Genomic DNA, 21,376 nt, shown 5'->3' with positions numbered 1-21,376 from the left:
GAGACCCCCGCTCGGGCTACGCCCTCCCGGCGGTCTCATACGCACGCAAACCGTGGCCTGGTTTTACTCCGCCCATTGGCCTGATTTTGCTCCGCCGTTGACACTCGGCTTAAGTCGCCCGAGCTGGCTCACACGGTGAATTCTGTTTGGAGGGTGTATACATGCTGCGAGCGTTGTTGGCCGTCGCGCTGATGGTTCTTTTTTCCGGACACTCACAAGCACAAGTGCTCGTCGACGACCTGCCGACGGGTGTCCATACGTCGTTAAAATCGTGGGCTATTCGTGTGTGGGGACCTATTGTTCCAGGGATGGATGAAGACTTCAAACGGGCGATATCCCGTTTTGACAACATCTCATTGGTCTCGGTCAATCTCGATAGCGACGGTGGCGACATAGATACAGCAATGAAAATTGGCCGGATGATCCGAAAGTCCAACCTGTCCGCGATAATCCCATACGGTGGAAGGTGCTACAGCAGTTGCGCACTCATTTATGTGGGAGCCGTTGATCGCAAAAATTTCGGCGTCCTCGGCCTGCATCGCCCATACCTTGCTGGCGAACCACTACGGTCCGAGATGATCGGGACGACCTTAAATCAAGTTTTCGAAGAGGTCCGTGTATACCTGTCCGAAATGAACATCACTCCTTCCTTCTTCGAAATCATGGTCAACACGCCTCCAGAACAGGTGAAGCGCTACCACGGGAAAGAGACGGATGTAATCGTGCCAAGGTTGGATATCGTCTATGACGAGAAGAAGGCAGCGAAAGAGGCTACGAAATACGGTATTTCTACTGGCGAGTACAGAAAACGCTTCGTTGCCGGAAATAGATGCTACTCGACATACGGAAAATTGGACAGTAACGATCCAAAAATTCCATCAAGAGCACAAGCGTGCGCTGAATCTCTTCTATGGGGCATCACTGCTCCAGAATTCGAATTACGATTTTGGAACGCTCATCAATGCATTGGAAGTGAGAATCCTGGGCTTTGCGAGAGAGAGATAATGACAGGTGTTCAATCTTCAGCACATTGATGGACCCAGTTTGCAAATCGCCACAAGGGACTCAGCTTAAGTAGCCCAAGGACTCTTTCACGGAACAAGCCCGAAACCACGCATCGGGAACTCAATGGCTTACACGATGCCAAGGACGTTCTTTAAGGTGCGCTTCACGACGGAAAAAAACGACAGTAAGCGCTGATATTTCGGCCCGATCTTAAGATCGGGTCGAAATATCATGGAGATCAGAGCTGATGCAGATCTACCTAGAACGAGACTTCATCCACGTTCCCAATACTCCCGGCAGATCATATGGAGAAGCTTGCGCAATCATTGAAAGCAGCCCGTCGGCGTCAGCTATTGTCTCAAGGCGCTGCTTAGAGCAACTGTTACAAACTCTCGGCCACAATGACAGAAGCCTCAGCAAACAAATCATTTCTGCCAAACAAGGGTCCGATTTCACGGGCGTCGGGCTTTTCTCATTGTTCGCAGACACCATTCGCCGGATCGGCAATCTCGCGGCACATCCTTCCGATTTGGAATCTGCCGACCATCCATTTGAGCTTGAGTACGAAGATGCGCAGTGGTGCCTTCAGATCCTCGAGACACTCTTTGACTTTTTTTATGAAATTCCTCTCGACTTTGAAATGCGTGCAGCGGAATTTGAAGGCAGAATGAAAGAGTATAAACACGCATTTCGTCATCCTAGGGCGGAGGCGAGCGTAGCGAGGCGTAGCCCCTAGGATCCATGCCGTTCCTTTTCGGCAATGCTCCGAGGCCGAGGAAGGGCCTAGATCATGAGCATCGGCGTATAGGATCGATGGCATGGCATGGATCTTCGGGTCGCGCTCGGCTTTGCCTTCGCTTGCCCGAGGATGACGAAGCGCTAACAGCCTAACCCGCGAAAGAGCTCATACCAGTCAGGTTGGCTTTTCGGCCAGGTCGATCTTCCATTACCGTCACGCATGTCGAAATGCTCCTCATACAAGACGAGACGCTGCACGCCATAGCGGCTTGTAAAACGGGAACTGCCTCCTGCCTCCCGCCTTGTGCTACGGCGGCCGAGGTCATTGGTCACGCCGATATAGATCGCCCCGCGCTTCTGGCTGGCGGTCATGTAGACATAACCCGTCATGCCGGAATGCTAACTGTGCGTCACGCAAAAGCAAATTCCCTCGCCTTATGCCAAGCCCACAACCATCCACCTCGCCTCCACCACCCTCCGGTTGTGCCCAATTCGTAGAAATCCCTCCCCGACTCGCCGTACGCCCGTGTTCTCAACAGGAGAACTACAATGGCGAGTTGCAAGGACGGGAACGGCGATACGTGGGAAATCTATAACGGCAATGACGGCTGGCGCTGGCGGCGCACTGCCTCCAACGGCAGGATCGTCGGTTCTTCCACCCAAGGCTATTCGAACAGGCAGGATTGCATCGACAACGCTCGCCGTAATGGCATGAATTGCACGCCAAGCTAAGGACGTTCGATTTGGTAAGCCCCGTGGGACCGGGGATGACGGAACTGGGAGCGCTCCGTCCAGCACCCCTATCCGTCTCGCCGCTTCGCGGCGATCCACCTTCTCCCACAAGGGGAGAAGGTAAGAGCATGGCATTTACGCCGCCGCCAACCACCAACGTTGGCGATTGGCGAAATGCCGGCGCAGGACTTGCCTTCTCCCCTTGTGGGAGAAGGTGGCCCGAAGGGTCGGATGAGAGGTGCTGGACGAAGCGCTCCCTCGAAATAAATATATCCACACCCTCTCCACCTCCCCGCATAATCCCTCGCAGTTTCTCCCATGGGAACGCCGGTCGCGACGGTGAACGTGTGGGGAGAAACCGGCGCCTCCGGTGGCAGGGAAACGTGCCTGTCGCCCGGGGAGGTTCCGTCCAGAGGGTCACCCGCGGGTACTATGGCCCGTGCGTGCTGGAGCGAGCACACAAGCTGGAAGGCGCAAATGCCGGACGGTGTAGCGGATCGGACGGAAACGGAAAACGCCGGCGTGACGCGAGGTTCGCGCCATGTATCAAATTATCGAAGGCACGGCCTCGCGTCGCGCTTCCCACCTGCCGCAGGGCAGCGTTCTTTGAAATGGCCAGACGCAAAAGCGGGCGTGGCAACGGTGAAACGCGTTTGGGGCGGCTGTCGCTTCCGAGCACCGGAAAAGTCAGGCTTTTCTTGTCGCGAGCCAGATGGTGGCGCGTGCCGTTGGTCTGGAGCAAGTAGGCTTCAGACGGGCTGAGCAGCGTGACGATGGCGAGTTATGGGCTCAGTCCGCGTCGGCTACCGTCTGCCGCCCGTTCACCCAGTTGCGCCACTCGCGCTCGGAGCCGTGAAATACGTTGAGGTCGATCCTGCCGCTCACGCCGTGCGACAGGCCGGAACCGGAATATTGCCAGAACAGCCATTTGCGGCCGGGATAGACTTTTGACGGATGCTGGGCCACCGCACGCAGCCAGAACGGGTGGTTCTTGAACGCGCCTTCCAGATTGTCCTCGTAGAAATCGGGGGCGGTGTAGATGATGGGCCGCTGGCCGTAATGACGCTCCAGCCTGTCCATGAACACCTGCATCTTTTCCAGCACCGCGGCGCGCGACGGGCGGCGCTTGCAGCTCGATTCGCCGTTCCATTCCACGTCGATCACCGGCGGCAGCGCGCCGTCCACCTTCGGCACGTTGCGGATGAACCAGTCGGCTTGCGAACTGGCCGTCCGGCACCAGTAGAAGAAGTGGTAGGCACCGCGCCGCAGGCCGGCCTCGTTGGCTTCGCGCCAGTTCTTCTTGAACATCGGATCGAGATGGTCGCCGCCATCGGTTGCCTTGATGTAGGCGAAATTGCCGCCCTGACGGCGCAGCTTCGGCCAGTCTATGTCACCCTGCCAGCGCGACACGTCGACGCCGTGGACATCGAGACGCCGGGGCGAGCGCTTGCCGAAATTGATCGGCTTGGCATCGCGAAAACCGTAGCCGTAGATCGTGCGGGCGACCGCCGGCTTGGTCGGCGCGACGAGGGTGATCGATTTCGCCGCACTGGTCGCCAGTCCATCCGGGTCGGCAAGCGCCATGGGCGGCATCGGCGACGACGGGGGAGAGGCATCGGGAAAGGCCGGCGCGGCCTCGACCGAGGCCATCGCGCTGGCAGTGATCGGCGCGCTTGGCCGCACCACCGAGCTTGTCGTCTCGTTCGACGGCTGGTCCAGTTGGAGCGAATCGATACCGGAAGTGGACGTACAGCCAGCCAGGCACAATACCGAAATGAGGGCGACAACGCTTGGCGTTCGCATCTGAACCTGTACGCAAGACAAAACAGATCGGCGGCAGAACGCACCGCCGGACAAAGCCGAACCCAAGTCCTAACAAGAAACTACCAACAAAGTTTGAATCGAATTTTTACCATATTGGCAGCAAATCGGCGGGCACTCAGCCGATGCTCACGCCAAGAAAAAAGCCCCGTTTCCGGGGCTTTTCTCATGCGGTGGCAAAAATTAGTTCTTGCGGGGCAATTGCGGCACCAGGCTGCGCTTGCCGCCGTCTTTGCTCTTGGCATTAGGGCCCTTGGAATCGGGGCCTTTTGGCGTCGGCTTTTGCGCAACAGCCTTCTTGGCTGCGGGCTTTTTTGCCGCCGGTTTCTTGGCCTTCGGCCCCTCTTCCGGCTCGCGCTTGGGCTTTACCGGCGCTTCGTCGGCGATGGATTCGAGCTTTAGGCCGGTCTCGCCGGTTTCCTTCTTCTCGACGGTGACCTTTACCGTGCCGCCCTTCTTCAGCTTGCCGAACAGAACTTCGTCGGCCAGCGGCTTCTTGATGTGCTCCTGGATGACACGGCCGAGCGGGCGTGCGCCCATGCGCTCGTCGTAACCCTTGTCGGCCAGCCAGGCGATGGCGTCCGGCGACAGGTCGAACAGGACGCCGCGCTCCGAAAGCTGCGCCTCCAACTGCATGACGAATTTTTGCACGACCTGGTGGATGACCGGGATCGGCAGCGAACCGAACGGGATGATCGCATCGAGCCGATTGCGGAACTCCGGCGTGAACAGCCGGTTGATCGCCTCGACATCGTCGCCTTCGCGCTTTGTCGAGCCGAAGCCGATCGCCGCGCGCTGCGCATCGGATGCGCCCGCATTGGTGGTCATAATGAGGATCACGTTGCGGAAGTCGATCTGCTTGCCGTTGTGGTCGGTCAGCTTGCCATGGTCCATCACCTGCAACAGGATGTTGAACAGGTCCGGATGCGCCTTCTCGACCTCATCCAGCAGCAGCACGCAATGCGGGTGCTGGTCGACGCCGTCCGTCAAAAGGCCGCCCTGGTCGAAGCCGACATAGCCGGGAGGCGCGCCGATCAGCCGCGAGACGGTGTGGCGCTCCATATATTCCGACATGTCGAAGCGGATCAGCTCGACGCCGAGCGAGGCGGCCAACTGCTTGGCCACTTCGGTCTTGCCGACACCGGTCGGGCCTGAGAACAAATAGGAGCCGATCGGCTTTTCCGGTTCGCGCAGGCCGGCACGCGCCAGCTTGATCGCCGAGGTCAGCGCGGTGATCGCCGTATCCTGGCCGTAGACGACGCGTTTCAGTTCGATCTCAAGACCGGACAGAACCTTCTCGTCGTCGGCCGAAACCGTTTTAGGCGGAATCCGCGCCATGGTAGCGATCGTCGCCTCGATCTCCTTGATGCCGATGGTCTTCTTGCGCTTGGCTTCGGGCACCAGCATCTGCGACGCGCCGCTCTCGTCGATCACGTCGATCGCCTTGTCCGGCAGCTTGCGGTCGTTGATGTAGCGGGCCGAAAGCTCCACGGAGGCCTTGATCGCCTCGGCCGTGTACTTGACCTTGTGGAATTCCTCGAAATAGGGTTTCAGGCCCTTCATGATCTCGATGGCGTCTTCGACCGTCGGCTCATTGACGTCGATCTTCTGGAAGCGCCGCACCAGCGCGCGGTCCTTCTCGAAGAACTGGCGGAATTCCTTGTAAGTCGTTGATCCGATGCAGCGGATCGCGCCCGAAGAAAGCGCCGGCTTCAACAGGTTCGATGCATCCATGGCACCGCCCGATGTTGCGCCAGCACCGATCACCGTGTGGATCTCGTCGATGAACAGAACCGCGCCCGGATAGTCCTCAAGCTCCTTGACGACCTGCTTCAGCCGTTCCTCGAAGTCGCCGCGATAGCGGGTGCCGGCCAAAAGTGTGCCCATGTCGAGCGCGAAGATGGTTGCGTCGAGCAGCACTTCGGGAACGTCACCCTCGACGATACGCTTGGCCAGCCCCTCGGCAATGGCTGTCTTGCCGACGCCGGGATCACCGACATAGAGCGGGTTGTTCTTGGAGCGGCGGCACAGCACCTGGATGGTGCGGTTGATTTCCGATGCACGGCCGATCAGCGGGTCGATCTTGCCGGACTTGGCCTTGATGTTCAGATTGACGCAATAGGCGGTCAACGCGTCCTGCTGCTTCTTCTTGGCCGGATCCTCCTGCTGCTCGGAACCGCTCGCGCCGCCCTCACCTTCCTCGGCGCCGCGCGGCGCCCTGCCCTCGGAAGCGCCGGGGCGCTTGGCGATGCCGTGCGAGATGTAGTTGACCGCATCGTAGCGGGTCATCTGCTGTTCCTGCAGGAAATAGGCGGCGTGGCTCTCGCGTTCGGCGAAAATCGCAACGAGCACGTTGGCGCCGGATACTTCTTCCCGGCCGGAGGACTGCACATGGATCACGGCGCGCTGGATGACGCGCTGGAAGCCGGCGGTCGGCTTGGAATCCTCGTCGTAACCGGTGACGAGATTGTCCAGTTCGGTGTCGATATAGGTCAGCACCGTATGCTTCAGATCGTCCAGATCGACATTGCAGGCGCGCATCACGGCAGCGGCCTCCGCGTCGTCGGTCAGCGCGAGCAGCAGGTGCTCGAGGGTTGCATATTCATGGTGACGCTCATTGGCGAGCGTCAATGCCTGGTGAAGCGCCTTTTCCAGGCCCTGGGAGAAAGCCGGCATGTTACCTCACTTCTTTTCCATCACGCATTGCAGCGGATGCTGATTCTGTCGGGCGAAATCCATGACCTGGGACACTTTGGTCTCGGCCACCTCGAATGTATAGATACCGCACTCGCCCACTCCGTGATTGTGAACATGGAGCATGATGCGTGTGGCGCCTTCGCGGTCCTTCTGGAAAAAACGTTCCAGGACATGAACGACGAACTCCATCGGCGTGTAGTCGTCGTTGAGGATCAGGACCCTGTAAAGACTGGGTTTCTTGGTTTTGGTTTTGGTTCGCGTAATGACGGCGGTGCCCCGGCCGACACCATTGCCGCCGCGTTCTCCGTCTTGCATGCGCGCAACGCGCGTTATGGCAGAAAGTCTATTCACGTATTCCTGCCTCTTGGCTCTGGCCGCTGAACTCATCCTCATGTGATCGACATGTAGGTGCTTGGTACGGGATTTTAAGCCCTTCTCGCCGGGTGACAATATGGCTGGCTATTCAATCTAGGGCGATTTTCAAAATCTTGAAGCGGGAGCACGCCTATTCCAGAGTAAGCGCCCCGATATGGATCGGCGGCGAAGGGCGTGGACCCGCCGAAGTTAGCCAAGATTTTCTTAAAATTCGCGTCTAACCCGACAAAAATGGTGAACGCGCCGGTTACCATAAACGGATTGGTAACGCTGCCGACGTAGGTTGCCTCGAAAAGTGAGGTTGGACCCTTTGCCGCCTCCGATTGCAACAAAATTCAAAGGATGTGGCAGTGCGTCAGGCGTCGGCAGGCATCAACTCCAAATTTCGTTCTCCGCTTCAGGCTGTGATGATGCTCGCGCTGGCGATGACATTCACGGTGGCCGGGGCGACTTCATCGTTCGCGGCACGGCATTCGGCGATCGTGGTCGACGCCAACACCGGCAGGACGCTTTACGCGTCGGACGCCAACGGACGCCGCTATCCGGCATCGCTGACCAAGATGATGACGCTGTACCTGACGTTCGAGGCGCTCGCCAAAGGCAAGATCAGCAAATCCTCGAAGGTTACCTTTTCGGCCAACGCCGCCGCTGAACCACCGACAAAGCTCGGTGTGAGGAAGGGCGGCGCGATCAGCGTGGACACCGCGATCCTGTCCATGGTGACGAAATCCGCCAATGATTCATCGACCGCTCTGGGCGAACTTCTCGGCGGCAGCGAAGCGAATTTCTCCCGCATGATGACCGCCAAGGCACGCGCACTCGGGATGAAGAGCACCGTCTTCCGCAATGCCAACGGCCTGCCGGACCCCGGCCAGTTCACCTCGGCGCACGACATGGCGATCCTTGGTATCGCGCTGCGCGAGCATTTCCCCCAATATTACGATTATTTTTCGCAACGCTCCTTCATGTACGGCAAGCGGCGCATCAACGGGCATAACCGCCTGCTTGGCCGCATCAAGGGCGTCGACGGCATCAAGACCGGCTATACCCGTGCGTCCGGTTTCAACCTCGTCTCATCCGCCAAGGATGGCGGGCGCAGCATCGTTGCCGTCGTCATGGGCGGAACGTCGGGCGCCAGCCGCGACAACGAGATGGCGGCGCTGATCAAAACCTATATGCCGAAAGCTTCGCCGCGCGGCGGTGGCGGCGACCTGATCGCCAAGACCAAAGACAGCCAGACTGTCGTGGCGCTGGTGAAGTCGCTCCTGCCCAAGACGGACGCGCCTACTCCCGACAGCCGCCCGGAACGGGAGGAACTTGCCTCAGCGCCGGACAATGTGAAGCCCTTGAAGGAAAACATCCCCTTCAAGATGGCTGAACAGGAAGCGCCCCGGGAGAAGGCAGCCGCCCCGGTGGTCGCCGCCGCCTACGCCGAGGCAGAACAGCCGGTCGACCCGGTCAATACGGCTTCGCTGCCATCCGGCTGGGCCGTGCAGGTCGCCTCCTCGCCCAGCAAGGGCGAAGCCAAGGCGATCCTCGACAAGACCTCCAAGCAGGCACCCCGGCTGCTCGCCGACGCCTCGGCCTTCACCATGCCCTTCAAGATGGACGGCGTGACCTATTTCCGCGCCCGCTTCGGCGGTTTCGATTCGAAGGGCGCGGCGTGGAAGGCCTGCAATGGCCTGAAGAAGCAGAAAATTCAGTGTTACGCCGTCCAGCAATAGGCGGCGCCCTCTCCCGGAAATGTTTTTTGTCGAAGGAGATCAGTTGTGGTTGGAGAGCAAGACGTCCTTGGCTTCGTTGATCCGCGCCGCCAGGAAAGACGTGCCGCCGATGTCGGGATGCAGGCGCTGCATCAGGCGGCGGTGCGCATTGCGGACATCCGTCGCGGCGGCTCCCGCTTCAAGACCAAGGATCTTGTAGGCCTCCTCCTTAGTCATGGCGCCAGAACCTGGCGACACACCCAGCCCCTCGCCACCATTCGCCTGCGCGTTGTCGCGCCAGACGGGAAAACGGCCGTCAAGATAAGTCTCTAGCAACTGCCGGCTTTCGGGATCGCCCGGCAGTTCCCGGTAAAGCTGCTGCAATTCGCCAAGCCCCATCGAGCCCAGCATCTTGCCTTCATGGCGACCGGCAAGCACCAGCCCCTCCAGCGCGCCGGTGCCGTGATCGAGTTCCATTTCGAGCGCCGCCGTGCGCACCATGGAATGCTTGCTCGCCAGCGGCTTCGGCCCGCGCCTCATCCGCATCGACCCATACCAGGCGAACGCGCCCGACAGCAGCAGGCCGCCGACACCTTCGCGGCCAACCACCAGCGCGGCAAGACCGGCCAGCCCGAGCAACACAGGTACAAGCGTCTTCATGCCGCCGGCCAGTTTCGCGGGATCTGTACGCAGGAAGAGCATGACAGCGCCCAGGAGAACAAGCAGCAACGCGACAAGTGCGATAAGGACGCCCATCAGTGTCCGCCACCTTGCAGATGCTGGATCATAAGCCGGTCTTCCGGCCTGTTCCTCGCCTCCAGCGCCTTCAGGCCGCCGGCCGCAAACACGGCTACCGCTGACAGCAGCCCGGCGAGATTGGCGGCGGCGCACCGGTCGAATCGAAACCAGGCTCCCTTGGTCAGCCGCGCGATTTCCTTGAACGCTGCCTCCGCACCGGAATCGTGGCCTTCCTGAAAGATGAAGACCGGAACGCCGTGCAGCCCGAGGCGGCCGGCCTTTTCCGCCAGGTCATCGACATTTTCTTCCATCGCATCGCCGATATAGACGAGCGCGTTGACCTTGGCGGATGCGGTCTGCTTCAGGGCATGGGAAAGCACCTTGCCGATCTGAGTATGACCGCTGCGGCATTCGATGCGCGTCATCAGCCGCTTCAAACTTCCGGTGTCGGTGACGAAGGCGGACGAGCGGCACTCGCCCAGCCCGCGAAAGTAAACCAATTGCACGGCAAGCGCCCCCGCCTTGCCGACGGCGTCGAACATCTCGCCTTGCAGCGTGCAGGCCAGATCCCAGGTCGGTTGCCGGCTCATCGTCGCATCGAGCGACAGGATCAATCGCCCCGAGCCCCCCGCCGTCGCGCCAAGCGCGCGCGCCTGCTGCACGAAGGCTTCGATCTCGCTCTTGTCCGAGCGCGCCATAGCCGCCGATTTGTCGGCGCTTGCCGGCAGCGTTGATTTCTTTTCGGTCATGCAGACAAGATGTGGCCTAGCCGGACGGCTTGCAAGCCCGTCACCCTATGCCGACCTGGCTTGCAGGCAAGAATATCCGACTGCCGGACCATCTGCCTCACAGCAGGCCAAGTTCAGCCAGTTCGAGCCGCAGCTTCGGCGGCATCTCGGCCATGCCCGCCTTGCCCTTGCCAAGATCGGCCGGGGCATCGGCCTGCTTGAGATAACGCCAGCCCTGGAAAGCGCGGCGCGGCTGCCAATCGGTGCGGACGATGTCTTGGTCCAGCATCAATTTACAGCGCTTGATGCCCTCGGCGTCGGTGAACGGGCGAATCTCGGTTATCAATTGCCGGCACTGGACGTTGCCCTTGACGACCCAGTAGAGCGAGCCACCAGCGACGATCTCGGCGCCCCGTGTCGGCATCATGCGGGTGGTGTGCCAATGTTCGAGCGGCTCACCCTTGCGGCGACGCTCGTCGAGGCACGTCGCGACCCACGCTTCCAAGTCTTCAACGCTGTCGGCACCGACGCACAATTTCAGGATGTTCAGAGGCATGACCGGAATTTAGCGCTGATGCGGCGGCGGTTCAACGCCAAGTCGCGTTGTGCACAGGCAGTTTGTCAGCACTCCACGACATTGACGGCGAGGCCGCCAAGGCTGGTTTCCTTGTATTTCTCGTTCATGTCGCGGCCGGTCTGGCGCATCGTCTCGATGGCGGCATCGAGCGGCACGAAATGCGTGCCGTCGCCCTTGATGGCGAGGGAGGCCGCAGTCACCGCCTTTACCGCACCAAGCGCGTTGCGTTCGATGCACGGCACCTGCACCAGCCCTCCGACCGGATCGCAGGTCATGCCCAGATGATGCTCCAGCGCGATTTCGGCGGCGTTCTCGACCTGCTCGGGCGTGCCGCCCATGACGGCGCACAAGCCCGCCGCAGCCATGGCGGAAGCCGAACCGACCTCACCCTGGCAACCGACTTCAGCACCGGAAATCGAGGCATTGGTCTTGATGATGCCGCCAACCGCCGCCGCCGTCAGCAGAAAATCGCGGATCGAGGGCTGGTCGGCTTCGGGATGGAAATGCAGCCAGTAGCGCAGCACCGAAGGCAGCGTGCCGGCAGCGCCATTGGTCGGCGCGGTGACGACGCGGCCGCCGGCGGCGTTTTCTTCGTTGACCGCCATGGCGTAGACCGACAGCCAGTCATTGGCGAGCAGCGGGTTCGGCTTGTTCTGGCTCCACTGTTCCTGCAATTTGTCGTGCAGCATGCGCGCGCGCCGACGCACCTTGAGGCCGCCCGGCATGATGCCTTCCTGCGCAAGCCCGCGCTCGATGCAACGGCGCATGGCGTCCCAGATGCCGTCGAGGCCGGCGTCGAGCTTTTCGCGCGTCATATAGGTTTCTTCGTTGACGCGCTTCATCTCGGCGATGGAAAGACCGCTCTTTTTCGCCATCACCAGCATTTCGTCGGCGCGCTTGAACGGATACGGCACCTTCTTGCCTTCCGTGGTCACGGAGCCGCCGGCCTTGGCGCGCTGCAGTTCTTCCTCGGACAGAACGAAACCGCCGCCGACGGAATAATAGATGCGCTTGAGCAGCAGCCGATCGCTGCCGTCATAGGCATAGAACGCCATGCCGTTGGCGTGGCCGGTCAGTTTCGTCTTGCGGTCCATCACCAGATCGGTGGCCGGGTCGAAGCGGTAGGACGGGTGGCCGGGCGGCGAGATACGCTTGTCCGCCGTGATCGCGGCTATGATGCCATCGGCCTTGTCGGGATCGATCGTCACCGGCGTTTCGCCGGTCAGGCCGAGGATGACCGCGCGGTCGGTGCCATGGCCGATGCCGGTATAGGCGAGCGAGCCATGCAGGCTGGCCCCGAGGAGATCGACAGCGACGCCGGCCGGGCGCGGCCAGTCGCCATGCAGGATTTCGTCGAGAAAGCGGGCGGCAGCCGTCATCGGCCCCATCGTGTGCGAACTCGACGGCCCGATGCCGATCTTGAACAGGTCGAAAACCGAAAGGAACACGCGCGAAATCTCCCAAGTAACCCCGAACGAGCATACAGACAGATTTATATATAGGAACTTGCACTCTCTTTCTGCGGATTCGCATCCGTACACGCCGCATGCGCCGACTTTGCCTGATCCGGCCGCGACATCCGCGGGAAAAACGCTCAGGCCGGCCCCGGAAACGGAGAATCGATCTTGCCGGTCAGCCAATAGGCGAAGAGCCCGACCCATTCGCGGATGGCAAGCGTGGTTGCCTGAAGCGAATCGGCCGCATTGTCGGCGAAGAGGCTGACGCCTTCCTTGCCGGTGGTGCGGTAGTCGACAGGCCACGGCACCGTCGCAAAGGCGGCCTTGTCGAACAGCGCCTTGGCGCGCGGCATATGGAAGGCCGATGTTACCAGAAGCCATGTCTCGCCGGGTTTCGGCGTCACCATCTCTCTGGTGAAGACCGCGTTCTCGTAGGTGTTGCGCGAACGTGTTTCGAGAACAAGCCGGTCCTGTTCGACGCCGAGCGCGATCAGCAGGCGTGGCGCGGTATCGCCATCGCTCTCGCCCTCCAGCACCAGCGCGCCGGCACCGCCGGACACGACGATTTTCGCCGCCGGAAAGCGGCGGGCGAGGATTGCGGCCTCGACATAGCGGTCGCCGCCGGCGTTCAATTCATAACCACCGCGCGCCAGATTGATCGCGCCCTCGAAACCGCCGCCAAGCACGACGATGCCATCGACCTCTTGCGGCAGGGCCGGCTTGGGATAGCGCTCTTCCAGGGGGGTGAGCATCAGAGGGCCGAGCGAGGTCCAGACGGAGAGCGCCAGCACCGCCAAGGCCGCCGCGCTGCTGCCCGCCGCCAGCCGGCGCCGGCTGAAGACGGTTGCCGCAAGCCCGGCAAAAAGCAGAAGGATCGCGAAATTAAGCGGCTGGATGAAGAAGCCGACGATTTTCGAGAGAAGGAAGAACATGGGGGTAGTGCGTCCTTCGAGATGTCCCTCAGGATGAGGAGCGTGGAGCTTTGTCGATTACAGTATCGTCCTGCGTCCTTCGAGGCTCGCTTCGCTCACACCTCAGGATGAGGAGCGAGCGAAGCGAGCCTCGAAGGACGCACTAAGACCCACTACCACCACTTTTCCGGCTGGAACATGCCCGCTGCCTGTTCGATGACATGCGCCGTCTGGAACAGCGTTTCCTCATCGAAGGGCTTGCCGATAAGTTGCAGGCCGAGCGGCAGGCCGTTGGCGTCGAGGCCGGCGGGAACGGCGATGCCCGGCAGGCCGGCCATGTTCACGGTCACGGTGAAAATGTCGTTGAGATACATCTTCACCGGATCGGCGGCCATCTCTTGATCGGCGACTCCGAAGGCGGCGGAAGGCGTCGCCGGCGTCAGGATGACGTCGATGCCGGCGGCGAAGACGTCCTCAAAATCCTTCTTGATCAGCGTGCGCACCTTTTGCGCCTTGATGTAGTAGGCGTCGTAATAGCCGGCCGACAGCACATAGGTGCCGATCATGATGCGGCGCTTGACCTCCTGCCCGAAGCCGGCCGCGCGGGTGTTTTCGTACATCTCGACAATGTCCTTGCCAGGCACGCGCAGGCCGTAGCGAACGCCGTCATAGCGGGCGAGGTTGGACGAGGCCTCGGCGGGCGAGATGATGTAGTAGGCCGGCAGCGCATATTTCGTGTGCGGCAGCGAGATGTCGACGATCTCGGCGCCGGCGTCCTTCAGCCAGGCAATGCCCTTCTGCCACAGCGTTTCGATTTCCGGCGACATGCCGTCGGCGCGATATTCCTTCGGAATGCCGATCTTCAGGCCCTTGATCGGCTTGCCGAGCGCCGCTTCATAATCCGGCACCGGCAGGTCGACCGAGGTCGTGTCCTTGTCATCGACCGAGGCCATGGATTTGAGCAGGATCGCCGCGTCGCGTACGTCGCGAGCGATGGGGCCAGCCTGGTCGAGCGACGAGGCGTAGGCGATGATGCCCCAGCGCGAACAGCGGCCATAGGTCGGCTTGATGCCGACCGTGCCGGTGAACGCCGCCGGCTGGCGGATCGAGCCGCCGGTGTCGGTGGCGGTGGCGCCGGCGCACAGGAAGCCGGAGACGGCGGAGGCCGAGCCACCGGACGAGCCGCCCGGAACCAGTTGCCTGTTCGAGCCCTTGGCGCGCCACGGGTTGACGACCGGGCCGTAATAGGACGTCTCGTTGGACGAGCCCATGGCGAACTCGTCCATGTTGAGCTTGCCCAGCATGACCGCGCCATCGGCCCACAGATTGGCCGTGACAGTCGATTCGTAGCGCGGCTTGAAGCCGTCGAGCACATGGCTCGCGGCCTGCGTATGCACGCCTTCGGTGCCGAACAGATCCTTGACGCCGAGCGGGATGCCTTCCAGCGCGCCGCTGTCGTCCTTGGCGAGCTTTTCGTCCGACGCCTTGGCCATGGCGCGCGCCTTGTCGGCGGTCACCGCGACATAGGCGTTGAGCGAGGGATTAGCCTGCTCGATTGCCGCCAGATAGGCGTCGGTCAATTCGCTTGCCGTGATCTCCTTGCCACGCAGCTTTGCGCGGGCCTCGGAAATCGTCAGTCTGGTCAGGTCGGTCATGGCGGGATCGTTTCGGCTCATGCAGCGCTAGGCTGCTTCATGAAATTCAAGGTGGGGTGGAGACGGCGCTGCCGCCTACTCCACCACTTTCGGCACGAGGAAGAAATTCTCCTCGGTCGCGGGCGCGTTGGCGACGATGTCGTCGGCCTTGCCGCCATCGGTGACGGCATCCTGGCGCTTCTTCATCGCCATCGGCATCACCGATGTCATCGGCTCGACGCCGGCCACATCGACCTCGTTCAATTGCTCGACAAAGCCGAGGATGGCATTGAGTTCGCCGGCCATGCGCTGCGCGTCCTCCTCGCTCACCGCAATGCGGGCAAGGCGCGCCACGCGCTTCACTGTCGGAAGATCAACGGACATAATGGGACCCTTAGGTTAGGCCTTGGAAAACCAGCCCGCGCTATAGCTTTGCTCGGCGCGCGGCGCAACAGGTCGGGCTTGTGTCAAAGCTCGATGGTCTCGCCGATCTTGGGCAGCGCGACCTTGATGCCCGACCCTTCCAGCCCGGCCGTGAATTTGTCGGCGGTCTGGTCGATGATCGGAAAGGTGCCGAAATGGCACGGCACCACCGTGTCGAACTTGAAAAAGCGCTGGCAGGCAAGGGCCGCCACCGCGCCGCCCATGGTGAAGCGGTCGCCGATGGGGACAATACCGATCTGCGGCTGATGCAGTTCGTGGATCAGCGCCATGTCGGAGAAAATATCGGTGTCTCCCATGTGGTAGAGCGTCTTTTCGCCGCCGAAATGCAGCACCAGCCCGCCCGGATTGCCGAGATAGGTGTTTTCGCCACCCTGCCCTTGCGTGGATGAGGAATGCAGCGCCTGCACGAATGTCGTGGTGAACGAGCCGCAATCGACGGTGCCGCCGATATTGCCCGGATTGATCGTGTCGCCGCTGACGCCCTTGCCGACCAGATACATGCAGATCTCAAAATTGGCGACGAGCTGCGCGCCGGTCTTCTTCAGCACCTCGACCGCGCCGCTGATATGGTCGTCATGGCCGTGGGTCAGCAGAACGTGGGTGACGCCTTCGGCCGGTCCTTCGACCCCGCCGTTCCAGGATGGATTGCCGATGAGGTACGGGTCGATGAGGATTTTCGCATCCGCCGTCTCTACCTTGAAGGCGGAATGGCCGTACCAGGTCAGTTTCATTATCTACGTCTCCTCGATTTTTTGTCGGGCCAAGGATAGAACCCTGTCGGTTCAAGTCAAAGGAAAGCCTGTGGGCATTGTCACGATAGAAGAGCTTCCCGCCTATCTGACCGGCGGCAAGACGCTGGCCGGCCTTGATCTCGGCGACAAGACCATTGGCATCGCGGTGTCTGACCAGAATTTTTCCTTCGCCCATCCGCGCCCCGTTATCATGCGCAAGAAGTTCACGCTCGATGCAACGACGCTGCTTGCGCAGCTCGCAAAAGAAAATGTCGGTGCGGTCGTCATCGGCCTGCCCGTCAACATGGACGGCTCGGAAGGGCCGAGCGCACAACGATCACGTGCCTTCGTGCGCAGCATGAAGCAGGTTTCGGACCTGCCCTTCGTGATGTGGGACGAGCGGCTTTCGACCGTGGCAGTCGAGCGAACGCTGATCGAGATGGATTTTTCACGCAAGAAGCGCGCCGGCAAGATCGATTCGGCAGCCGCCGCCTTTATTCTGCAGGGAGCCTTGGACCGGCTTCGTGTGCTGAATGGCCCTGCCAGCGCTCGCGCGCAGACCTGAACCAGACGGCGATGGTGCGGCGGCGGCGGAACGCCCAGATCGCCAGCACGATCAACGCATCGAACACGCAGGCCTTGGCAATCATGCCGGGGATGATTGTGGGATCGATGCCCAGCATTTCGCCATAAAGCTCGAAAACGAGATCGTGGAGCTGGCGCGTCAGCATCACGTAGCCAAAATTGATGTCGTAGTAGGACAGGAAGAACCAGCCCCAGAACAAAACCAGCGGGGCTGCCCACATCACCAGCAGATAGCGCATCCAATGGCGCATCAGAACGCCCTTCCGCGGCGTGCAGAGGCTGGCAACGGAAATATCGATAATAGGACTACCAGTGGCTGCATGGCGATTCCGTTTCGGTAACCATAACAGTGAGCCTTGCCGGCCGAAGCCGCAATCTAAACCATTTGTTAAGGTTAACGGAAATTAACAGGTAGCCAAATGCCCCTTGCCGAGCCGCTAAAATTCAACTTGTCGGCGGGTACAGCGTATCGATGATCATGCGGGCATCGTGACGGGCATCCAACATGCCGTAGGTATTGCGCCATTGCCCGGCGAGCCGCGTCTCGACAAAGGCGTCGGCGATGCGCCCTGCCCCCAGCCGTCGCAGTTCCGCCGCCGCCGCCGAAAGCGCCAGTTGCTCCGTCAAGAGACGCGCCGAGCCTTCGTCGGTGCTGGCCACCTGCATGGCGGCCTTGAGCACGCCGATAGTGCCGCGTCCGCCCGCCCCCAGATCGCGGTCGATGCCAGCCAGCACATCCTCGAACAGGCCGGGCGCGCGGTTGAGCACGCGCAACACGTCGAGCGCCATGACGTTGCCCGAACCTTCCCATATCGCGTTGACCGGGGCCTCGCGGTAATAGCGCGCGAGCGGCGCTTCCTCGACATAGCCGTTGCCGCCCATGCACTCCATTGCCTCGTAGAGCAACGGCGGTGCGATCTTGCAGACCCAGTATTTGACCACAGGCGTCATGGCGCGGGCAAAAGCCGCCTCGCCCCGGTCGCCCGCCGCCTCGTCGAAAGAGCGCGCCAGCCGGAAGGACAGCGCGGTCGCGGCCGCGACATCGAGCGCCATGTCGGCCAATACGCGCTGCATCAGCGGCTGGTCGATCAGTTTTGCGCCGGAAACCTGGCGGTGGCGTACATGGTGGACGGCTTCCGCCAGTCCCGCCCGCATCAGCGCCGAGGAAGCGACGGCGCAGTCCAGCCGCGTCAGCGTCACCATGTCCATGATCGTTTTGACGCCAGCACCGGGATCGCCGACCATTTCGCCGATGGCGTTGTCGAACTCGACTTCCGAGGAAGCATTCGAACGGTTGCCGAGCTTGTCCTTCAGCCGCTGGAAATGAAAACCGTTGCCCGAGCCGTCGCCCAGAATGCGTGGCACCAGGAAGCACGACAGCCCTTCCGCCGCCTGCCCCAGTACCAGAAAGGCATCGGACATCGGTGCCGACATGAACCATTTGTGGCCATTGAGGCGGTAAAAGCCGGTGCTGCCGGCCCGTTCGGCGCGGGTGACGTTGGCGCGCACATCGGTGCCGCCCTGCTTTTCGGTCATGCCCATGCCGAGCGTCAGCCCGGTTTTTTCCACCGGTGGCTTCTGGCTCTGGTCGTATTTGCGCGTGGTGACGCGCGGGGCCCATTCGCGAAACAGTTTTGGGCTGGCCATCAGCGCCGCCAGCGAAGCGCTGGTCATGGTGATGGGGCACAGATGGCCGGTTTCGAGTTCGGCGGTGAGATAAAAGCGCGCGGCGCGCACCTGATGGCGGCGGCCGATCTCGGCATCGCCGTTTTCCCAGACGGACGAATGCAGGCCATTCGCCACCGAACGGCGCATCAGCGCGTGATAGGCCGGATGGAACTCGACCTGATCGAGCCGCCGGCCCTGACGGTCATGCGTCTTGAGCTTCGGCGTCTCGGTGTTGGCCAGGCGCGCCAGATCCTGCGCCTCATGCGTCAGCACGAAGCGACCGAGCGCGTCGAGATCCTTGCGCACGGGGTCGGAAAACTGCTCGGCAAGCTGGATCAGCAGCGGATCGCCGCGCCAGGCATTGCCACCCGTCAGCGGCGGCGGCTGGTTGGTCACTTCGTCGCTCACGCCCTCTCCTCATGCTGGAAGGCACCGGTTGAAGAATCCGCGCCGTCGCGGCGTTATAGCCTAAGGCCTGGCGTGTGCGCGACGAAAATACCGGGGGAAAGCCATGTAATCCAGAGCCTGTGCTTGCGAGGTGCGCGGCCGCGCCCTATAGCACGCCTTTAAGATGACAGACGCGCCCCCCCTGCCGCTATACCCTCATCGCCATCTTCTTGGCATCAGCACGCTTTCTCCCGCCGACATAGAGCTTCTGATCGACCGTGCGGATCGCGCGGTGGCGATCTCGCGCCAGCCGGAGAAGAAAACCTCGACCTTGCGCGGGCGAACGCAGATCAACCTGTTCTATGAAGCGTCCACGCGCACGCAGGCTTCCTTCGAGCTTGCGGGAAAAAGGCTCGGCGCGGACGTGATGAACATGGCGGTGGCCAGTTCTTCGGTGAAGAAGGGCGAGACGCTGATCGACACGGCGATGACGCTGAACGCCATGCGGCCCGACATCTTGATCATCCGCCATCAGTCGGCGGGCGCTGCCGCTCTTCTGGCGCAAAAAGTCGGCTGTTCGGTGGTCAATGCCGGCGACGGCGCGCATGAGCACCCGACGCAGGCGCTGCTCGACGCGCTGACCATCCGCCGCGCCAAGGGGCCGCTGTCGAAGCTGATCGTGGCAATCTGCGGCGATATTTTGCATTCGCGCGTCGCGCGCTCCAACATCATGCTATTGAACGCGCTGGGCGCGCAGGTGCGCGTGGTGGCCCCCTCGACGCTTCTACCCACCGGCATCGAACGCATGGGCGTCATCGTCGCCAAGTCCATGGCCGAGGGGCTGAAGGACGCCGACGTGGTGATGATGCTGCGCCTGCAACGCGAGCGCATGGCCGGTGCCTTCGTACCTTCGATCCGCGAGTATTTCCGCTATTTTGGGCTTGATGCGGAAAAGCTGAAGGCGGCCAAGCCCGACGCGCTGGTCATGCATCCGGGGCCGATGAACCGGGGCGTCGAAATCGCCTCCGAGATCGCCGACGGTCCGCAAAGCGTCATCCAGGAACAGGTGGAGATGGGCGTTGCCGTGCGCATGGCCGTGATGGAAGCGCTGCTCGACCCGCGCCGTAACGAGGGGCGCGGCGCATGAGCATCACCATCCTCCAGCGCGCCCGCATCGTCGATCCGTCGCGTGGCATCGATGAGGTCGGATCAGTCATTATCGACGGCAGCAAGATAGCGGCGGCAGGAGAATCCGCGCTCAATCAGGGCGCGCCGGAAGGTGCTGCCGTCATCGATTGCACCGGCAAAACGATCATCCCCGGTCTGGTCGATTCGCGCGTTTTCATCGGCGAACCGGGCGGCGAGCATCGCGAAACCATTGCCTCGGCCAGCCATGCGGCGGCGGCCGGCGGTGTCACCTCCATCGTGATGATGCCCGACACCGATCCGGTGATCGACAATGTGGCGCTGGTGGAATTCGTGCTGCGCACCGCCAGGGACACGGCCAGCGTCAACGTTTATCCCGCCGCCGCCATCACCAAGGGGCTCGCGGGGCGCGAAATGACCGAGTTCGGCCTGTTGCGCGAGGCCGGTAGCGTCGCGTTCACCGACGGCCGCCACACCATCGCCAGTTCGGCGGTGATGCGCCGCGCGCTGACCTATGCACGCGATTTCGGCGCCGTCATCGCGCATGAGACGCAGGACGCCGACCTCGCCGCGTCGGGCGTCATGAACGAGGGGCTCTATGCAAGCTGGTTGGGCTTGTCCGGCATTCCGCGCGAGGCGGAAATCATTCCGCTAGAGCGCGATCTCGCGCTGGCGCGGCTGACCGGCGGCGCATACCACGCCGCCAAAATCTCCACCGCGATGGCCTCGAACGCGATCGCGCGCGCCAAAGCAGACGGCGCGAATGTTTCCGCCGGCGTGTCGATCCACAATCTTTGCCTCAATGAAAACGATGTCGGCGAATACCGGACCTTTTTCCGGCTGACGCCGCCGCTGCGCGCCGAGGACGACCGGCTGGCGATGGTCGAGGCCGTGAAAGACGGCGCCATCGACCTCATCGTCTCCTCGCACGATCCGCAGGACGTCGACACCAAGCGCCTGCCCTTTGCCGACGCCGCAGCGGGCGCGATCGGGCTAGAAACACTGCTGGGCGCGGCCCTTCGGCTTTATCACAATGAGGACGTGTCGCTGCTGCGGCTGATCGAGCTTCTGTCCACAGCACCGGCAAAGCTGTTCGGCCTGCCGGGCGGCACGCTGAAGCCCGGCGCATCCGCCGATCTGGTGCTGGTCGATCTGGACGAGCCATGGGTGGTCAGCGAAAGCGGCATCCGCTCGCGCTCCAAGAACACCTGTTTCGAGGGCGCGCGCCTGCAGGGCAAGGTCTTGCAAACGATGGTCGCGGGCCGCACAGTGTTTTCGGCTTAGGCTGGCATGGGCCCG

General features: G+C 61.8%; 21 protein-coding genes. 7 read left to right on the top strand and 14 right to left on the bottom strand.

The window, feature by feature from the left end; translation table 11 throughout:
- The first annotated feature begins 161 nt into the window (after positions 1-161).
- The gene (locus ACX3P0_RS08400) at positions 162-1,034 is read left to right on the top strand and encodes a COG3904 family protein (protein ID WP_459087846.1); all 873 of its coding nucleotides are present in this window, start codon (positions 162-164) and stop codon (positions 1,032-1,034) included.
- 218 nt (positions 1,035-1,252) lie between these two features.
- Positions 1,253-1,741, top strand: coding sequence for a DUF4145 domain-containing protein (locus ACX3P0_RS08395; RefSeq protein ID WP_459087845.1), 489 nt, complete (start codon positions 1,253-1,255; stop codon positions 1,739-1,741).
- Positions 1,742-1,884: 143 nt separating this feature from the next.
- On the opposite strand, the gene ACX3P0_RS08390 is transcribed toward ACX3P0_RS08395, so the two are convergent.
- Positions 1,885-2,133 (bottom strand): GIY-YIG nuclease family protein, encoded by a 249-nt coding sequence (locus ACX3P0_RS08390; RefSeq protein WP_459087844.1) that lies wholly within the window; start codon positions 2,131-2,133, stop codon positions 1,885-1,887.
- A gap of 159 nt (positions 2,134-2,292) precedes the next feature.
- Between ACX3P0_RS08390 and ACX3P0_RS08385 the strand changes: the two genes are divergently transcribed.
- A complete protein-coding gene (locus ACX3P0_RS08385; RefSeq protein WP_459087843.1) occupies positions 2,293-2,475 on the top strand; it encodes a YegP family protein in 183 nt (60 codons plus the stop codon).
- Positions 2,476-3,264: 789 nt separating this feature from the next.
- Here the strand turns inward: ACX3P0_RS08385 and ACX3P0_RS08380 are convergent.
- From ACX3P0_RS08380 to clpS, 3 genes are all read right to left on the bottom strand, one after another.
- Positions 3,265-4,278, bottom strand: coding sequence for a glycoside hydrolase family 25 protein (locus ACX3P0_RS08380; protein ID WP_459087842.1), 1,014 nt, complete (start codon positions 4,276-4,278; stop codon positions 3,265-3,267).
- Positions 4,279-4,479: 201 nt separating this feature from the next.
- Entirely contained in the window at positions 4,480-6,972 is a 2,493-nt protein-coding gene (clpA, locus tag ACX3P0_RS08375) for an ATP-dependent Clp protease ATP-binding subunit ClpA (RefSeq protein WP_459078655.1), read from the bottom strand.
- 6 nt (positions 6,973-6,978) lie between these two features.
- Positions 6,979-7,308: an ATP-dependent Clp protease adapter ClpS gene (gene clpS / locus ACX3P0_RS08370; RefSeq protein ID WP_459087841.1), complete on the bottom strand. Its 330-nt coding sequence runs from the start codon at positions 7,306-7,308 to the stop codon at positions 6,979-6,981.
- 410 nt (positions 7,309-7,718) lie between these two features.
- On the opposite strand from clpS, the gene ACX3P0_RS08365 reads away from it, so the two are divergent.
- Positions 7,719-9,092 carry a D-alanyl-D-alanine carboxypeptidase gene (locus tag ACX3P0_RS08365; protein WP_459087840.1) on the top strand — a complete coding sequence of 458 codons (1,374 nt, stop codon included), beginning with the start codon at positions 7,719-7,721 and terminating at the stop codon, positions 9,090-9,092.
- 39 nt (positions 9,093-9,131) lie between these two features.
- Here ACX3P0_RS08365 and ACX3P0_RS08360 read toward each other — a convergent pair whose 3' ends face one another.
- The 8 genes from ACX3P0_RS08360 to ACX3P0_RS08325 form a co-directional block, all read right to left on the bottom strand.
- A complete protein-coding gene (locus tag ACX3P0_RS08360) occupies positions 9,132-9,827 on the bottom strand; it encodes a J domain-containing protein (protein WP_459087839.1) in 696 nt (231 codons plus the stop codon).
- Complete coding sequence (locus tag ACX3P0_RS08355; RefSeq protein WP_459087838.1) at positions 9,827-10,558, bottom strand: vWA domain-containing protein; 732 nt, start codon at positions 10,556-10,558, stop codon at positions 9,827-9,829. Before ACX3P0_RS08355 ends, ACX3P0_RS08360 begins: the two co-directional genes overlap by 1 nt.
- 97 nt (positions 10,559-10,655) lie before the next feature.
- On the bottom strand, positions 10,656-11,093 hold the full coding sequence (locus ACX3P0_RS08350) for a DUF1489 family protein (RefSeq protein ID WP_459087837.1): 438 nt from the start codon (positions 11,091-11,093) through the stop codon (positions 10,656-10,658).
- Positions 11,094-11,158: 65 nt separating this feature from the next.
- Positions 11,159-12,562 (bottom strand): L-serine ammonia-lyase, encoded by a 1,404-nt coding sequence (locus ACX3P0_RS08345; protein ID WP_459087836.1) that lies wholly within the window; start codon positions 12,560-12,562, stop codon positions 11,159-11,161.
- Positions 12,563-12,708: 146 nt separating this feature from the next.
- Positions 12,709-13,503: a YdcF family protein gene (locus ACX3P0_RS08340; RefSeq protein WP_459087835.1), complete on the bottom strand. Its 795-nt coding sequence runs from the start codon at positions 13,501-13,503 to the stop codon at positions 12,709-12,711.
- Between the two features lie 152 nt (positions 13,504-13,655).
- Entirely contained in the window at positions 13,656-15,137 is a 1,482-nt protein-coding gene (gene gatA, locus ACX3P0_RS08335; protein WP_459087834.1) for an Asp-tRNA(Asn)/Glu-tRNA(Gln) amidotransferase subunit GatA, read from the bottom strand.
- 75 nt (positions 15,138-15,212) lie between these two features.
- Positions 15,213-15,500 (bottom strand): Asp-tRNA(Asn)/Glu-tRNA(Gln) amidotransferase subunit GatC, encoded by a 288-nt coding sequence (gene gatC / locus ACX3P0_RS08330; protein WP_459078646.1) that lies wholly within the window; start codon positions 15,498-15,500, stop codon positions 15,213-15,215.
- An 83-nt stretch (positions 15,501-15,583) separates the two neighbouring features.
- Positions 15,584-16,291 carry a metal-dependent hydrolase gene (locus ACX3P0_RS08325; protein WP_459078645.1) on the bottom strand — a complete coding sequence of 236 codons (708 nt, stop codon included), beginning with the start codon at positions 16,289-16,291 and terminating at the stop codon, positions 15,584-15,586.
- A gap of 70 nt (positions 16,292-16,361) precedes the next feature.
- On the opposite strand from ACX3P0_RS08325, the gene ruvX reads away from it, so the two are divergent.
- Positions 16,362-16,856: a Holliday junction resolvase RuvX gene (gene ruvX, locus ACX3P0_RS08320; RefSeq protein ID WP_459087833.1), complete on the top strand. Its 495-nt coding sequence runs from the start codon at positions 16,362-16,364 to the stop codon at positions 16,854-16,856.
- Here the strand turns inward: ruvX and ACX3P0_RS08315 are convergent.
- The gene (locus ACX3P0_RS08315; RefSeq protein ID WP_459078792.1) at positions 16,786-17,115 is read right to left on the bottom strand and encodes a DUF6105 family protein; all 330 of its coding nucleotides are present in this window, start codon (positions 17,113-17,115) and stop codon (positions 16,786-16,788) included. The genes ruvX and ACX3P0_RS08315 overlap by 71 nt on opposite strands.
- Before the next feature lie 205 nt (positions 17,116-17,320).
- Entirely contained in the window at positions 17,321-18,952 is a 1,632-nt protein-coding gene (locus ACX3P0_RS08310; RefSeq protein ID WP_459078643.1) for a DNA alkylation response protein, read from the bottom strand.
- A gap of 163 nt (positions 18,953-19,115) precedes the next feature.
- Here ACX3P0_RS08310 and ACX3P0_RS08305 point away from each other — a divergent pair, with 163 nt between their 5' ends.
- Together ACX3P0_RS08305 and ACX3P0_RS08300 are read left to right on the top strand one after the other, a co-directional pair.
- Entirely contained in the window at positions 19,116-20,078 is a 963-nt protein-coding gene (locus ACX3P0_RS08305) for an aspartate carbamoyltransferase catalytic subunit (protein WP_459087832.1), read from the top strand.
- Positions 20,075-21,361: a dihydroorotase gene (locus tag ACX3P0_RS08300; RefSeq protein WP_459087831.1), complete on the top strand. Its 1,287-nt coding sequence runs from the start codon at positions 20,075-20,077 to the stop codon at positions 21,359-21,361. Before ACX3P0_RS08305 ends, ACX3P0_RS08300 begins: the two co-directional genes overlap by 4 nt.
- Positions 21,362-21,376 lie beyond the last annotated feature (15 nt).

It is taken from the genome of Mesorhizobium sp. A556 (assembly GCF_054489545.1).
The sequence above is the reverse complement of the archived record's forward strand: the minus strand, read 5'-3'. Positions and strand labels throughout refer to the sequence as shown.

Excerpts from the sequence above, each read along its gene's own strand:
- ACX3P0_RS08400 (WP_459087846.1), top strand. The coding sequence starts at position 162 with ATGCTGCGAGCGTTGTTGGCCGTCGCGCTGATGGTTCTTTTTTCCGGA.
- ACX3P0_RS08395 (WP_459087845.1), top strand. The coding sequence starts at position 1,253 with ATGCAGATCTACCTAGAACGAGACTTCATCCACGTTCCCAATACTCCC.
- ACX3P0_RS08390 (WP_459087844.1), bottom strand. The coding sequence starts at position 2,133 with ATGACGGGTTATGTCTACATGACCGCCAGCCAGAAGCGCGGGGCGATC.
- ACX3P0_RS08385 (WP_459087843.1), top strand. The coding sequence starts at position 2,293 with ATGGCGAGTTGCAAGGACGGGAACGGCGATACGTGGGAAATCTATAAC.
- ACX3P0_RS08380 (WP_459087842.1), bottom strand. The coding sequence starts at position 4,278 with ATGCGAACGCCAAGCGTTGTCGCCCTCATTTCGGTATTGTGCCTGGCT.
- clpA (WP_459078655.1), bottom strand. The coding sequence starts at position 6,972 with ATGCCGGCTTTCTCCCAGGGCCTGGAAAAGGCGCTTCACCAGGCATTG.
- clpS (WP_459087841.1), bottom strand. The coding sequence starts at position 7,308 with ATGCAAGACGGAGAACGCGGCGGCAATGGTGTCGGCCGGGGCACCGCC.
- ACX3P0_RS08360 (WP_459087839.1), bottom strand. The coding sequence starts at position 9,827 with ATGGGCGTCCTTATCGCACTTGTCGCGTTGCTGCTTGTTCTCCTGGGC.
- ACX3P0_RS08355 (WP_459087838.1), bottom strand. The coding sequence starts at position 10,558 with ATGACCGAAAAGAAATCAACGCTGCCGGCAAGCGCCGACAAATCGGCG.
- ACX3P0_RS08350 (WP_459087837.1), bottom strand. The coding sequence starts at position 11,093 with ATGCCTCTGAACATCCTGAAATTGTGCGTCGGTGCCGACAGCGTTGAA.
- ACX3P0_RS08340 (WP_459087835.1), bottom strand. The coding sequence starts at position 13,503 with ATGTTCTTCCTTCTCTCGAAAATCGTCGGCTTCTTCATCCAGCCGCTT.
- gatA (WP_459087834.1), bottom strand. The coding sequence starts at position 15,137 with ATGACCGACCTGACCAGACTGACGATTTCCGAGGCCCGCGCAAAGCTG.
- gatC (WP_459078646.1), bottom strand. The coding sequence starts at position 15,500 with ATGTCCGTTGATCTTCCGACAGTGAAGCGCGTGGCGCGCCTTGCCCGC.
- ACX3P0_RS08325 (WP_459078645.1), bottom strand. The coding sequence starts at position 16,291 with ATGAAACTGACCTGGTACGGCCATTCCGCCTTCAAGGTAGAGACGGCG.
- ACX3P0_RS08315 (WP_459078792.1), bottom strand. The coding sequence starts at position 17,115 with ATGCGCTATCTGCTGGTGATGTGGGCAGCCCCGCTGGTTTTGTTCTGG.
- ACX3P0_RS08305 (WP_459087832.1), top strand. The coding sequence starts at position 19,116 with ATGACAGACGCGCCCCCCCTGCCGCTATACCCTCATCGCCATCTTCTT.
- ACX3P0_RS08300 (WP_459087831.1), top strand. The coding sequence starts at position 20,075 with ATGAGCATCACCATCCTCCAGCGCGCCCGCATCGTCGATCCGTCGCGT.